The sequence below is a fragment of the Bacillus bingmayongensis genome (genome assembly GCF_000299035.1).
GTDB classification, from domain to species: Bacteria; Bacillota; Bacilli; order Bacillales; family Bacillaceae_G; genus Bacillus_A; species Bacillus_A bingmayongensis.
Genome location: NZ_JH921523.1, coordinates 17,185 through 30,266, shown reverse-complemented (window position 1 = coordinate 30,266; position 13,082 = coordinate 17,185). Strand labels below are relative to the sequence as shown.

Annotated in this window: 11 protein-coding genes and 3 pseudogenes; 4 read left to right on the top strand and 10 right to left on the bottom strand. The window is 35.2% G+C overall.

The features are described 5' to 3' along the window. Nucleotides 1-555 precede the first annotated feature (555 nt). Nucleotides 556-1,605, bottom strand: a pseudogene (locus Y7E_RS30485) (IS4 family transposase); the annotation flags it as partial. A 215-nt stretch (nucleotides 1,606-1,820) separates the two neighbouring features. Here Y7E_RS30485 and Y7E_RS0127230 point away from each other — a divergent pair. Further along, nucleotides 1,821-2,288 carry a VOC family protein gene (locus Y7E_RS0127230; protein ID WP_017154350.1) on the top strand — a complete coding sequence of 156 codons (468 nt, stop codon included), beginning with the start codon at nucleotides 1,821-1,823 and terminating at the stop codon, nucleotides 2,286-2,288. Nucleotides 2,289-2,568: 280 nt separating this feature from the next. Here the strand turns inward: Y7E_RS0127230 and Y7E_RS0127225 are convergent, their stop codons facing one another. From Y7E_RS0127225 to Y7E_RS33360, 6 genes are all read right to left on the bottom strand, one after another. Then, nucleotides 2,569-3,006: a MarR family winged helix-turn-helix transcriptional regulator gene (locus Y7E_RS0127225; RefSeq protein WP_017154349.1), complete on the bottom strand. Its 438-nt coding sequence runs from the start codon at nucleotides 3,004-3,006 to the stop codon at nucleotides 2,569-2,571. Continuing rightward, entirely contained in the window at nucleotides 2,990-3,433 is a 444-nt protein-coding gene (locus Y7E_RS0127220) for an EVE domain-containing protein (RefSeq protein ID WP_017154348.1), read from the bottom strand. The genes Y7E_RS0127225 and Y7E_RS0127220 overlap by 17 nt, the downstream gene beginning before the upstream one ends. Beyond that, complete coding sequence (locus Y7E_RS0127215) at nucleotides 3,430-3,855, bottom strand: SRPBCC family protein (RefSeq protein ID WP_017154347.1); 426 nt, start codon at nucleotides 3,853-3,855, stop codon at nucleotides 3,430-3,432. Before Y7E_RS0127215 ends, Y7E_RS0127220 begins: the two co-directional genes overlap by 4 nt. A gap of 225 nt (nucleotides 3,856-4,080) precedes the next feature. Then, on the bottom strand, nucleotides 4,081-4,653 hold the full coding sequence (locus Y7E_RS0127210) for a recombinase family protein (protein ID WP_017154346.1): 573 nt from the start codon (nucleotides 4,651-4,653) through the stop codon (nucleotides 4,081-4,083). A 301-nt stretch (nucleotides 4,654-4,954) separates the two neighbouring features. Then, entirely contained in the window at nucleotides 4,955-6,220 is a 1,266-nt protein-coding gene (locus Y7E_RS0127205; protein ID WP_237741418.1) for an FAD-dependent monooxygenase, read from the bottom strand. A gap of 89 nt (nucleotides 6,221-6,309) precedes the next feature. Further along, complete coding sequence (locus tag Y7E_RS33360) at nucleotides 6,310-6,447, bottom strand: hypothetical protein (protein ID WP_017154344.1); 138 nt, start codon at nucleotides 6,445-6,447, stop codon at nucleotides 6,310-6,312. A gap of 144 nt (nucleotides 6,448-6,591) precedes the next feature. On the opposite strand from Y7E_RS33360, the gene Y7E_RS0127195 reads away from it, so the two are divergent. Continuing rightward, nucleotides 6,592-7,299 carry an IS6 family transposase gene (locus Y7E_RS0127195; RefSeq protein ID WP_017154343.1) on the top strand — a complete coding sequence of 236 codons (708 nt, stop codon included), beginning with the start codon at nucleotides 6,592-6,594 and terminating at the stop codon, nucleotides 7,297-7,299. A 135-nt stretch (nucleotides 7,300-7,434) separates the two neighbouring features. On the opposite strand, the gene Y7E_RS0127190 is transcribed toward Y7E_RS0127195, so the two are convergent. Continuing rightward, nucleotides 7,435-10,716: a VaFE repeat-containing surface-anchored protein gene (locus Y7E_RS0127190; protein ID WP_017154342.1), complete on the bottom strand. Its 3,282-nt coding sequence runs from the start codon at nucleotides 10,714-10,716 to the stop codon at nucleotides 7,435-7,437. A 430-nt stretch (nucleotides 10,717-11,146) separates the two neighbouring features. Here Y7E_RS0127190 and Y7E_RS32280 point away from each other — a divergent pair. Continuing rightward, nucleotides 11,147-11,368: pseudogene (locus Y7E_RS32280) on the top strand (IS4 family transposase); the annotation flags it as partial. A gap of 58 nt (nucleotides 11,369-11,426) precedes the next feature. On the opposite strand, the gene Y7E_RS0127185 reads toward Y7E_RS32280, so the two are convergent. Continuing rightward, nucleotides 11,427-12,113 (bottom strand): IS6 family transposase, encoded by a 687-nt coding sequence (locus Y7E_RS0127185; RefSeq protein WP_017154341.1) that lies wholly within the window; start codon nucleotides 12,111-12,113, stop codon nucleotides 11,427-11,429. 163 nt (nucleotides 12,114-12,276) lie between these two features. Next, nucleotides 12,277-12,660: pseudogene (locus Y7E_RS30480) on the bottom strand (topoisomerase C-terminal repeat-containing protein); the annotation flags it as partial. Between the two features lie 62 nt (nucleotides 12,661-12,722). Between Y7E_RS30480 and Y7E_RS0127175 the strand changes: the two are divergent. Next, a partial coding sequence (locus Y7E_RS0127175) for an IS6 family transposase (RefSeq protein WP_017154339.1) occupies nucleotides 12,723-13,082 on the top strand: 360 nt, incomplete at its 3' end.

The window sequence follows — 13,082 nt, the reverse complement described above, 5'->3', positions numbered from 1 at the left end:
TCGTCGCCTTAGTTCCTGCAAAGTAATAGGTGTTTTTGTCATGGCACCCTTGCCTCCTTTGGTCGTACGAAATATTTACAGGTTCGGACCCTTCCCTCCCCACGCGTTTTACTGCACGCAGATCTCTGGTACTACGATCCGTTCCGCCACCCTGACACCTACCGGTCTCACTTCCCGGTCGCGGTTATAGAGACGGTCTCCTCGATGAGGTTTCTTCATCGGGTGTCGAGGGCTTCTCCAGTTTCCACATTATCTTTCTCTCCATGTCGCCGCTGATACCCCGCCGGTGAGAACTGCCGTTTCAGACTCGTTTCGGTCAGTTCTTGCTGCTTTCGCACGTTATCGACCGTCTCAGCCACCGGAATTGCGTGTAACGAGGCTACGTCTACGTTCACTGTACGTTACAACCTGGAGATTTGCCCACATGCCTTTTGCATGTGATGTCAGAGGGCTTCGCTATGTTGTTTTCACTTCATGGCGCCTCTCAGGCTACGGGAGTGGAGTCTATTCTCCCGATTGGACTTTCACCAACTAGATAATGTGTCCTTATCTGGACACGCCGATCTGCCAGCGGAGGGAGTAAAAATCATGGATTTGTTCCATCGGAACCATCTCCCAAGGCGTATTCGTAACATATATGTTGATACCCGTTAATCGTTTACTCTTTTCTGAAAATGTAATCCCCTTTTTACTTTCGGTATAGCTTTGTTTTTTTCTACGTTCCAGTATTTGTTCCTCTGTTAATCGGTAGATAATTACTCTTGTAAATAATCTTTGGTTCTTGCCAATATACGCCTCTTTTATTTCATACGTTTGTCCTGGTTTTAACGTGTGCATAATGTTCTCTAAATCAACTTGGATATACTGTGACTGTTTTTTGATTGTCCCATTTCGAAAGTATTCCGGAAACGGATTTTTCGTATAGACAGTATGGTTTAATTTAAGTCTTGATATATAGTACACGCCACGTTGGTCCATTTGATCTAAGTCTTCCAATGAAAAATAACCCAAATCGCGAATACATAAATCTCCTGGGCGTAAGGTATCTAAGCAATCTGTTCCAAATGTTTTATCATTATTTTTTCCAGGCCCTACCTGGAAGTTTAAAAACTGTCCGCTGTGTAAGTCATATTCTAATTGAATCTTGATACCTGCTGTTTGTGCACAACCACCTGATCCAGGATATACATGAGCTAAATGTTTCGGTACTTGAAAAATCGTCGCATCTAAAATACGAATTCGTTGAAAATACGTGAGTGCAGCACTTGAAATGGCTGATGTTTTATAAAGTTTACTTTTCCATAATGCAGAAAAAATATATTTCAAAAATTCAACCGCTTTTTTATTAAAGCGTTTATTGAGTCCTTCTGGACTCATAAGAGTGCCTGTGGCTGCGTGTAATTGACTGCATAGTCGAACGAGAGAATCACTCGCTGTACGTTGACTTACCCAGATACATATGGTAGCTAATTCATTTCCTGAAAACTTTCGTTTTCTTTTTACAAAACCTAATTCTTTTGCGAGTTCTTCCAAAAGAGAAGGGGTTAAATGACGATACAGCTCTTCAGAAAATAGTTGTAATTCATCTTGAATCGAAAAATTCATAAAAAGTGTCACCCTTTCTGCCTAGCTTTTTAGAAAGAATAACGCTTTTTTATACTTGGGTGTAGTGAATATTTTTGAGCTGATAAGCATGTATGGTGCCCCCTATTACATTACCTCTAAAGATGTATAGAATTTTAATACTATTAGTGGATTTAATATTGTTTTTACATTGATATATTTAATATTCAAGAACAGAAAATAAGGGGGAAAACCATATGATTAAAGGGTTGTATGAAGCACACTTACCAGTTAGTAATTTAAAAAATTCAATTGAATTTTATCGAAAATTAGGATTGAAACTTGCTTGGCGTGATGAAGACACTGCTTTCTTTTGGATTGAAAAAGGTAAGAGTTGGTTGGGATTATGGGAAGGAAATGAGTATGAAACTCGATACCACCCTTCTTTACGACATATTGCTTTTCGAGTTTCATATGAAGATTTAAAAGAATCTTTAAAGTGGCTAGATTTTATTCAAGTTGAAGCTGTCCCATTTGGTAATAGAGAATCTACTGAGCCATTTATCCGCCCACACCAAGGTAATGCTTCAGTATACTTCAAAGACCCAGATGGTAACAGTTTAGAATTAATATGTCATATTGAAGTTCCTAATGAATTAAAACATATTACAGATAAGTTGTCCTTTGTAGATTGGGAGAAACTAGTTAATAATACATTTAAATGAGAGATGCGAGATAAGCTTATTTTACTAAATGGGATCACCACACATCACTATCAGGCAAATATTTTAGAGTATCCCCAAAACGAAAATTGTATCTCTTCATAGTTGTTCATGAAAATTCAGTTCATTTTTTTCATTTAGGGGAACAATTAATCTCTTAAGTTGATGGGCATGTATAGTGACCCCTGCTAAGCAAAAAATACAATAAGCCGTCTATATGGACAGCTCATTTACATAATTTCGTTATAGGAAATAGTATTAGCTATTCTAGAAACCAAATTAGTTATAATAAAGAATGTAACATCTCATTAAACTCTTTCTGATTATCTTTAATATTATTAAAAAACTGTTCATCCACTTTTTCTACAATTGGAATCCCTTGTTTAACCTTATTTTTTCCTTCTTCAGTCATAGATAATAAAATTTCTCGCTTATCTAACGGGTTCTTACTTCGCTCTAAAAGCCCTTTTGTTTCAAGGGTACGTACTACATCAGAAATCATCATAATATTTAACCTTGTAAAGTCAGCAAGCTTTTTTTGAGTCACGTTTTCTCCTTTAGTCTGCAGAAAATCACATGCTGCTAGTAACACAAATTGTGAATGAGTGATATTTATCTTACTCAGTTCTTTTGTTATGAGTCTTTGCCATGCATGTGTTACTTGCCATAATAGAAATCCTGAGCTATCTTCTGGATTATTGAATTTAGAAACCCACGTCATGCTGTTTTACCCCCATAGCTTTAGCAATTACTAAAAAATCTTCCTGTTCTATCTCAAAATGACCTCTTCTAAAGAGTAAACCTACATTTGGAGTCATCCGGACAAAATTTAATAAAGGCTTAATTTCTAAATAACTAGCAGATTGGCATTCTTTAAACTCTACATCTATTCTGTTCGGTATAAAGTTTGGATTCATTTCGTAAAGATAAACCTCACCGGATTTAACCTTACCAATAGCAGTAAAAGACTGCAGAGGTAAGCCATTTTTATAAGATGTCTTTGGTGAATAATAAATGAGCCAATCTCCTGCTTTCATTCGTTTTAAAGGATATGCTTTACCATGACATAGTTGAGCAAAGCCATTTTTCTCTCCTATTCTTACATGCTCCTCAGATACTATACCTATCCAATATCGTGTTTTAGTCATTCGTTTTCACCCGCCAACTTAACAAGTCTACCAATAGATTGAGGAATATTTTTTGTTAACATAGGCCCTATTCGTTCTCCTAGTTCATTCGCGTTATGACCCAAGATTCTAACGCCATGTGTAACTTTAGTCTGAGAATCAACATTATTTATGTAATGGTAAAAAACAATTTGTATATTTAGTTCATCTATTTCCATTACATTTGTAAAACTTTCATTCTCTTTCACTTCTGTGAGAGTAAATGTACTAGGTTTTCGATTAAAAATTGTCAGGGTCCCAATACTTCCTGATTCAAAAGATCCCTCTAAATAAGATTTTAAAATTTCATTATCCCACTTTGACCATTCAGATACATTTTGATATAGATTCCAAATAGATCCCGGATCAGCATCAGTAAAAATGGTATGTTCATAATTCCACATGGTATGACCTCCAAAAAAAATAATAAGTGCACGTATCATTAATAATACGCACGCTTATTGTTTGTGTCAATATTTAACATATTGTTTATTTGGTTCTGTTGTAAAGTTTCCGAAGATATAAAGAGATGGGGAATATGGTTCTGTTGCAAAGTTTTAAACGCCCCTAAAAGGGGTACGGAAACGATTCGGGGATTGAGGGGCCACATATGAAATAATTACCAATTACTATACCCCTTTTTCCTCTATTTCCTTCAGCTTGCGATAAAATGCTGCTTGACTGACCCGTGTAATTGCACAAATCTCCTTTACGGTTTTATCTGTTGTATTTCGTAATTCAATGGCGTGATTCATTCCCGGATGCTTATCTGTATATTTTTTTACCCTTCCACGATATTTACCTTTTTGCTTGGCTAATTTAATCCCCGAACGCTGCTTTTCCTTAATCATTTCTCGATCTAACTCACTAAATGCTGCCATTACAGTCAAAAAGAATTTACCGGTGGGTGTCCTCGTGTCAATTCCTAAGTTTAGAATAACGAAATGAATATTCTTTTCACGAAGTTGTTCAACTAGTTGCAACAACTGAACAGTGTTTCGGCCAAGTCGATCCATTCGAGTCACAACTAAGGTATCACCAGTAGCAATTTTGGAAAGAATTTCGTCCAATTGTTGCTTCTGTTTAGAAACACCACTGATTTTCTCCTTCACAATTTCATCTACTCCAAATTTTGTGAGTTGTTCAATTTGGGTATCAAGATTTTGGTCTTGCGTGCTTACTCGAGCATATCCGTAGATCATTTTCCATCCTCTTTTAATTTGTATTTTTGATAAGTGTTATTGAGAACCTATCAAGCTAATAATATCAAGGAACCAGAATTTTCTCAATAGGGTGTACCCTATTGATAAGAAAAAATAGACTGATCGGTTTTTACCGTTCAGTCTATTATTAATTACCTTACTGCAGAAAAGCGCCCGTTTGTTGAACAAGATTATGTTAATAATTGCAGCCATTTATGTTCTGGCTCTTGTGATTGTATTGCTTTTCGTAGCCAATTTTTATTTTCATCATCAAGATAATCTTGAGACAGCAAGAACAAAATTATTCTTCATTAAAAATAAATGCAGGGTTAATGCTTATAGGATTTTTCATGACAAATAGCTTCTTCTGGATCATCGAAAAAAGGGGAGTCTTGAAAGCAGCAGATACGATGTATGGTCGGATCCCTTTCACAAATTTTGACGAAGTAAAAAACAAATTTCCCATTCGCTCTTGAATTTGGTGAATTTCCTCAATCTCCTCACTTCGAATTTCTTGGACTCTACAGAGAACTTTAGCTGAGACATCACATTTTTGTAGCGCATCCCAAATAACATCAGCCGCCACAGCTGCTGTCGTTACTGCTAAAGAAACTCCTATTGCTCCTACAGGAGATGAACAATGAGCAGCATCACCGATCAGCAAGCAGCCATTCTTTGCCCACGTTTTAACCATATGATTTTTAGCTTGAAGTGGTACGAATGGTTTAAAGTCAACCAAAGATTCAGCAAATTCATGAAATCCTTTGTTAGCATGCATAATTTCCTGACGAAAATTTTCTATCCCTTGACGCTGTGTTTCTTTCCATTCACCCCGTGGTAAAGCAATGCCTACTTGAAGTAAATTAGGGTATTTCGGCAGTGTTATATAGCTGTGTCCCTCTGTGATTTTAAATCGTAATTCTTCTCCCCAATGAGAAGGCCGTTTTACACTGAACCAGATTAGATCACCAGGATAATGTTGATATTCTAATTCAAAACCACCTAAACGACGAATCGTGGAAAACCGTCCATCAGCTCCGACTACTATTTTCGCCTGAATCTCAAGCAACTCTTTATTTTCCCCATCAACAACCACTCCTGTTACTGTTCCATCCTTCTCGAGCAGTTTTTTTACCGGGGCATGAAACATCATATCAAACGTTGGATATTCCTTTGCTTTTTTGTACAGTGCTTGAAGTAAAATAGGCTGAGGAATCCAGAGAGCATAAGGTGCTTCTGCAATCATGGAAGTAAAATCAAAGTCACCTTTCTTTTTATCATAATGATAAAATGCACCTTTCTTTAGCTTAGAATGAGGCAATTGTTCGATATACTCGCGTAATTTCAATTGATTAAGCAATTGAATAAAACGAGGCTGAAGCACTTCTCCACGGTATTCACGATCAAAATTATCGTGGCTCTCCAAGACGATTACTTGAACACCAACCTTAGCCAGTAATAAGCCCAACATCATACCTGCTGGTCCTCCACCAACAACAATGACATCCTTTTGTGATTTTTTATCAATCATTACACATATTTCCTCCCTGTATTTAAATATCGACATGGAATTATATGAAAAAAATCGATGTAATGCTTGCTTTTGTTATTCAAGAATATGGCCCGATTGCTGAATAAGCCATAAATAAATTTTTGTTAATCAACAGCTTCTTCTTTTTTATTGACTTTGAACTCTCTAACTGATTCTAGCAAACTGTCAGATTTCCTTTCTTCGAGGTCTTCAAGAAAGTCAATAAATTCCCCTTCGCCATTTTTATCTCCAAAATCTTCCATTAAGTCATTAAGTTCCCATTCAATAGTCTCTAACTCTTGGGTTGAACAGGTGGGTTTTGGTGCAAAAACTTCAGGGAAATTGCAAATAATCTCTAAATCTTGGACATACTGATACTATTACTCTAAAAAAGGTGTGTGATCGGTATGAAAAAGGAAAATTTGTTCAAATGGAAGCACTATCAACCTGATATTATCTTATTAACGGTAAGATGGTACCTACGGTACAATCTAAGTTTTCGTGATTTGGTGGAAATGATGGAGGAACGAGGTTTGTCTATTGCTCACACCACTATTATGCGTTGGGTGCATCAATATGGACCTGAATTAGATGAAAGAGTACGACGTCATCTTAAGACAACAAATGATTCCTGGGGAGTCGATGAAACGTATGTGAAAGTAAAAGGGCAATGGATGTATTTATATCGCGCAGTCGATTCAGAAGGAAATACCATTGATTTTTATTTAAGTGAATCAAGAGATAAACAAGCAGCCAAGCGCTTTTTCAAGAAAGCCTTGGCTGCTTCTCATATTTGTAAACCTCGCGTAATAACAGTAGATAAGAACCCTGCCTATCCTGTAGCAATTCAAGAACTAAAAGAAGAGAAACGTATGCCTAAAGGCATACAACTAAGGCAAGTTAAATATCTCAATAATATAGTGGAACAAGATCACCGTTTCATTAAGAAACGTGTACGTTCTATGTTAGGATTCAAGTCATATGAAACAGCTACTTCTATATTGAGTGGCGTTGAAACCATGCATATGATGAAAAAAGGACAACTTCACTTACAGGTGAAGTCTGCCCAAAATGAAGTTAGATTCATACATAAATTATTTGGAATTGCATCATAATCTACCATTGAACAGTCTATGCAGGTTTCTATGCCTCTATCAAATGATTTTTGCACCAGAACCTCATTCTCCTGCTCACACTTTTTATACAGGTTATCTCAGTTTAGAAATCTTTGCAACACAACCATTTAATTTCTATGCATTTTTACGTTTTAAGAAAATCACTCCACCTACGATTAACAACATTGCGCCTGCAGCCATAGAGATCCAACTTGTAAGGTTAGTACCTGTTTGCGGTAACCATCCAATTTTAGATTGAATTTCTTTCTTAGGTTGTGGTTGTTCTTTTACTTGCTCTTTTGGTTGCTCTGATGTTGGAGTATTTTTATCTGGATGCGGCTGTTCTGGTTTAGGTTGTTCCGGTTTTATCTCTTTAAATTTCACTGTTTGACCCATATCTTCAATGTCAACGTGAATTGCTACTAAGACATTATCTTGATAAAGTTTTTCAAACACTACTACTTCTTTACCTTGTAATTCAGAAGCATTAAATGTGAAATCTAGTGTGATAGAACCATTTTTCTCTTTTGCAGTAAACTTAGATTCTGCTGTTACTTCTTTACCATCAACTAATAATGGTTTGTTTGTTGCTTTATCCATTAGTTTACCTTTTACAACGTACTCTTTACCCACGATTAAGTCTTTGTATTCCACTTTATCTTGGATTGTTACAGATTTAGAAGCGTCTAACTCTTTAGAACCATCAGCTTTGTTTGTAGCTGTTGTTTTTATTGAAGGTTCTACAAATCGAACTGTTTGCCCTACATCGTTAATGTCAGCGTGAGTTGCAATTACCTGACCTTCATGTAATAAGTCTTCAAACACTACTACTTCCCTTCCTTGCTGTTCAGCACCAACGAAAGTAAAGTCTAATGTTACAAAACCATTCTTTTCTTTTGCAGTAAACTTAGTCTCAGCTGTTACTTCTTTACCATCAATTAATAATGGTTTGTTAATAGCTTTGTTCATTAGTTTACCTTTTACAGTGTACTCTTTACCTACAACTAAGTTAGTATACTCTACTTTGTCTTGGATCGTGATAGAATCGTTTGAATGAATCTCTTTTCCACCATCAGCTTTGTTTGTAGCTGTTGTTTTTATTGATGGCTTAACAAACTTAACTGTTTGACCTTTGTCATTGATATCAGCATGTGTTGTAACAATTTTTCCGTCTTTCAGTACATCTTCGAATACTACTACTTCTTTTTCTTCTAAACCAGTTGCATCAAATGTGAAGTCTAATGTAATAGAACCATTTGCTTCTTTTGGTGTAAACTTAGTTTCAGCTGTTACTTCTTTACCATTTACAACTAATGGTTTATTAGTTTCTTTATCCATTAATTTACCTTTTACAGTGTACTCTTTACCTACTTGTAGGTCTTTATATTCCACTTTATCTTGAATTGTTACAGACTTAGAAGTGTGCATTTCTTTTGTACCATCGGTTTTATCAGTAGCTGTTGTTTTTACTGAAGGAATCTTTTCATCTTTGACAATATGTTTAATGATTTGACCATTCTCTTTGATCTCAAAAGAAAACGTTTCTTCATTCAATATATAACCTTTTGGTGCAACAGTTTCTTTATATGTGTATTTTCCAAATGGTAACTTTTCAAATTTCGCGATACCTTTATCGTCTGTTTTTCCTTTTACTACTTCTTTCCCTGCTTCGTTATAAATAGTAAATTCTGCATTTGGAAGCTTGTTGTTTCCATCAGCTACATCTACCTTTGTAATTTCTAGATTACCTTTGATAAGATGATTAACTGCTAATAACTCAATAATTTTTCCATGTTCCTTTATTTCGAACACAATTGGTTCTGTAACAAGAACGTAACCATTTGGAGAAGTCTTTTCTACAAATGAATACTTACCATACGCTAAATCTTTGACGTTAATCTCGCCATTTTTATCTGTCTTATATTCCCCAATTACTTTTCCACTTGCATCTTTTAGCTCGAATACTGCATCTTCCAATTTTTTACTGATATCTTCGTTATCTACTTTTAATAATTTTACACTACCTTTTACTTCGGTATTTTCCACTGTAAAAGTAAGTGTTTTATTGTGCTCTTTAATTTCAAAAGGATACTTTGTTTTATTTCCAATATATCCATTAGGTGTTTTTGTCTCTAAGAAATAATACTTACCATACGTAAGACCTTCAACATTTGCAATTCCATTTTCTTTAGTTACTACTTTTTTCACTTCTTTTCCTTCTTCAGTATAGACTGTGAATTCAACATTAGGTAACACCTTGCCCGAATCACTAAGTTTTTTAATTTCAATGTTCCCTTTTGCTTTGTTGTTTACTACTTGAACAGCTCCTGTTTCTCCTGTCTTAACTTCAATAGTTTGTGGTTTGTCACCTAAAACATAGCCTGTTGGTGCTTTAATTTCTTTTACAGTATAAGTACCAATTGGTAGGTTGTTTAATTCTGCAGTACCATCAGCAGCAGTAGTAATTTTCCCAACTGATTCATTATTTGCATTAAAGACTTCAAATACTGCACCAGCTAAAACTTCTCCATTTTCTCCAACCTTTTTAATTTTTAAAGAACCAGCAGCTTCCCAATTTACTGCGAGGTCACTACTAAGCTTTTCTTCATTTCTTTCTAGTAGTACTGTAGCATTCTGAATAGTATCAGTACCGCGATAAGCAATTGCTTGAACTTTAGTTAAATTTGCTGCAACACTTAAATTAAATTCACCTGTTTTTGTATTTTTAGGAATTTGGATACGAAATTTTTCCCCAACTGAAAGCTGATCTTTCACTTCTCCATTTTCACCAACAATTTTTACTCCATTAGGTGCATTTTTCGCTACTACCTTATAAGAACCACTCTTAGCATTTGTTTGTACTGTGTATAGGTTTGTTTCAAAAAACTCACCCTTTAATTCTGCTTTTTGCTTTTCAGCAGGAATTACATTCATGAAAATATCTTGAGTATCTTCACTTTTATTAGCAGCATTAATAATTTCCTTAACCGCCTTTTCAACATTTTTATTCGCATGATTTAATTCATTTACATCAAGTTGACCTAATGCATTCCAAATCGCAAGCTGTGTTGCATAATGTGCCTCATTCTTATTAGCTACTCCCAGCTGTTCTACACTTTTTTGTGGGAATCCATTTAATAAGACCCTATATACCACATTATCTGTTTTACCCATTTCAGGAAGATCTTCACCATTTGGTGATTTTAAACCAAGAGTTAAGCAATATGCAATCTGACTGCTTGAATTTTTAATAATTTCAGTTCGAATGTACTTACCTAGACTATTACTATAACTCCAATCCATTGAATATTTCTCGTGCGTCATAACCTCTGCACTAGCCCTTGGTAAAAACACATTAAGAAATAATGCCAGTACTGATAATAATGTAACAACTCTTATAATAACTCTCTTACCCAATATTGTAACCTCCCTAAAATAAATGAATTCGAGTATATATCGCAATATCTAAGACATTCTCGATCAACCCGATTATCATTATATAATAAAAGATTACAAATATTAAATAAATTGAATAAAATAGTCATACAATTTACACATTTTAATGTTTTTCAAGTTTTTCAACACATTTACTCTATACAGGAGTTCGACCGCATGTCCATCAAACTAATATTTTAAAGTATCCCAAAACGAAAATTTTTTATCACTACAACTGTTATTTATGAGAATTTATGTCATTTTTTTTCGTTTTGGGGAACAATGAATTTCTTAGCTTGATGGCGATGGGGTACCACCACATCGCTATCAAGCTAACAAAACAAAATACCCCCTAAAATAAAAAAATACGCTATTCTTTCTGTAGAATCATAGGAAAGGATGGCGTTTTTATATGTCTATTTCTGTATCTGATGAATTACAATTATTTGCTCAAGAGATTCAAAGATTTTTATCTCCAAATATCTTACGAGATTTTGCTAGGGATGTCGGTTTCGTACAACGAACCAGTAAATACCAAGCAAAAGATTTAGTCGCTTTATGTGTATGGATGAACCAAAATGTCGCTACGACGTCTTTAACTCAGTTATCTAGCTGTTTAGAAGCATCAACAGAAGGGTTCTGTTGCAAAGTTTCCGAAGACATAAAGAGATGGAGAATATTGTGGACCAGTTTTATGAAACTATTAATAATTCATGTAATGCGTTATACGTCGAAAAAACGAAGTTTGGTTGAAGACTTCGTTTTTGTTTGTATATGGCATGAACAGTTTCTATACCTTTAATAGTACGTGAGGCATGGCGAAGACTTTGAAACCCTAAAGAACGGGAGAATCGACGTTTCACATGTCGATGATCTTGCTCAATGATATTATTGAGGTGCTTGATTGTACGATGAAAGGTATTTTTGTAAAGACCTATCTCCTTTAATTTTTTGAATGCGGAAGCTAAAGAAGGGGCCTTATCTGTCGTCAGAACCGTTGGTTCTCCAAAAGTTCGAACAAGTCTTTTCATAAAAGCATATGCTGCTTGTGTGTCCCGTTTTTGACGAAGTTGAATATCAAGTGTTTGTCCCTCTTTATCAATTGCTCGATATAAATAACACCATTGCCCTTTCACCTTGATATAGGTTTCATCCAAACGCCAAGATAACAATGTGTTTTTGTTTTTCTTCTTCCAAATCTGATAAATGAGATTTCCATATTCATGAACCCATCGCATGATGGTTGTAGGATGGACCGATACACCACGTTCTTTCAAAATTTCAGATATATCTCGATAACTTAAAGAAAAACGACAGTAGTAGCCGACGGCTACTAAAATAATATCTTTCCTGAATTGTTTTCCTTTAAAATATCCCATTTATGATTCTCCTCACTCTGTTTTGCAAAAGTTTAGCTTAGTTTTAAAAACTTTGCAACAGAACCCCATTACGGAATCCCCCCTTTACTCTAAAAAATGAAATAAAAAAGAAGACTATTCCCTTTTCATAGTCCTCTTTTTTTGCTACTGATCGTATTAACTTTTATTTGCCAAACAAGAATTTAAGCCGCTTTTCTTGTACGCTGTACGATAAACGAGCATCAAATTTTTTACCACTTTTGTTTGAGATAAATCCTTTAATCAGATCCGTCACATTCTTTTCTAATAGCTTTTTGACGTGGTTACTACTTAAATTCTTACCGGAAAATGTACCAAAAATAATAAAATCGCATCCCTTTTTATAACGCTCACATAGATAGTTACTCTTGCCTATAAGCACCCTTCCCTTACATAGTGGGCATTTGCCTATCGTGCGATCTTCTGTTGTTGGGAATCGAAATTTAAGAGCAAAATTCTCATCCATGATAATAGCTGCCGTAAATTCTCCTTTTTCTCCTTGAAATCCATTTATAAAGTCTGTTGGGTTCTGTTGCAAAGATTTCTAAACTGAGATAACCTGTAGAAAAAGTGTGAGCAGGAGAATGATATATGGGGTATTTTAAAGGAAAACAGTTTAAAAAGGATATTATTTTGGTAGCCGTCGGCTACTATTGTCGTTTTTCTTTAAGTTATCGTGATGTATCTGAAATCTTGAAAGAGCGTGGTGTTTCGGTTCACCCAACAACCATCATGCGCTGGGTTCATGAATATGGAAATCTTATCTATCAAATTTGGAAGAAGAAAAATAAAAACGTTCAATTATCTTGGAAACTAGATGAAACCTATATAAAAGTCAAAGGAAAATGGTGTTATTTATATCGTGCAATTGATAAAGATGGGCACACATTGGATATTCAACTTCGTAAAAAACGGGATCATCAGGCTGCCTATGCCTTTATGAAAAGATTA

What these genes read in the sequence shown, in the direction of transcription:
- Y7E_RS0127230 (WP_017154350.1), top strand. Translation starts at nt 1,821, where the DNA reads ATGATTAAAGGGTTGTATGAAGCACACTTACCAGTTAGTAATTTAAAA.
- Y7E_RS0127225 (WP_017154349.1), bottom strand. Translation starts at nt 3,006, where the DNA reads ATGACGTGGGTTTCTAAATTCAATAATCCAGAAGATAGCTCAGGATTT.
- Y7E_RS0127220 (WP_017154348.1), bottom strand. Translation starts at nt 3,433, where the DNA reads ATGACTAAAACACGATATTGGATAGGTATAGTATCTGAGGAGCATGTA.
- Y7E_RS0127215 (WP_017154347.1), bottom strand. Translation starts at nt 3,855, where the DNA reads ATGTGGAATTATGAACATACCATTTTTACTGATGCTGATCCGGGATCT.
- Y7E_RS0127210 (WP_017154346.1), bottom strand. Translation starts at nt 4,653, where the DNA reads ATGATCTACGGATATGCTCGAGTAAGCACGCAAGACCAAAATCTTGAT.
- Y7E_RS0127205 (WP_237741418.1), bottom strand. Translation starts at nt 6,220, where the DNA reads ATGTCGATATTTAAATACAGGGAGGAAATATGTGTAATGATTGATAAA.
- Y7E_RS33360 (WP_017154344.1), bottom strand. Translation starts at nt 6,447, where the DNA reads ATGGAAGATTTTGGAGATAAAAATGGCGAAGGGGAATTTATTGACTTT.
- Y7E_RS0127195 (WP_017154343.1), top strand. Translation starts at nt 6,592, where the DNA reads ATGAAAAAGGAAAATTTGTTCAAATGGAAGCACTATCAACCTGATATT.
- Y7E_RS0127185 (WP_017154341.1), bottom strand. Translation starts at nt 12,113, where the DNA reads ATGGGATATTTTAAAGGAAAACAATTCAGGAAAGATATTATTTTAGTA.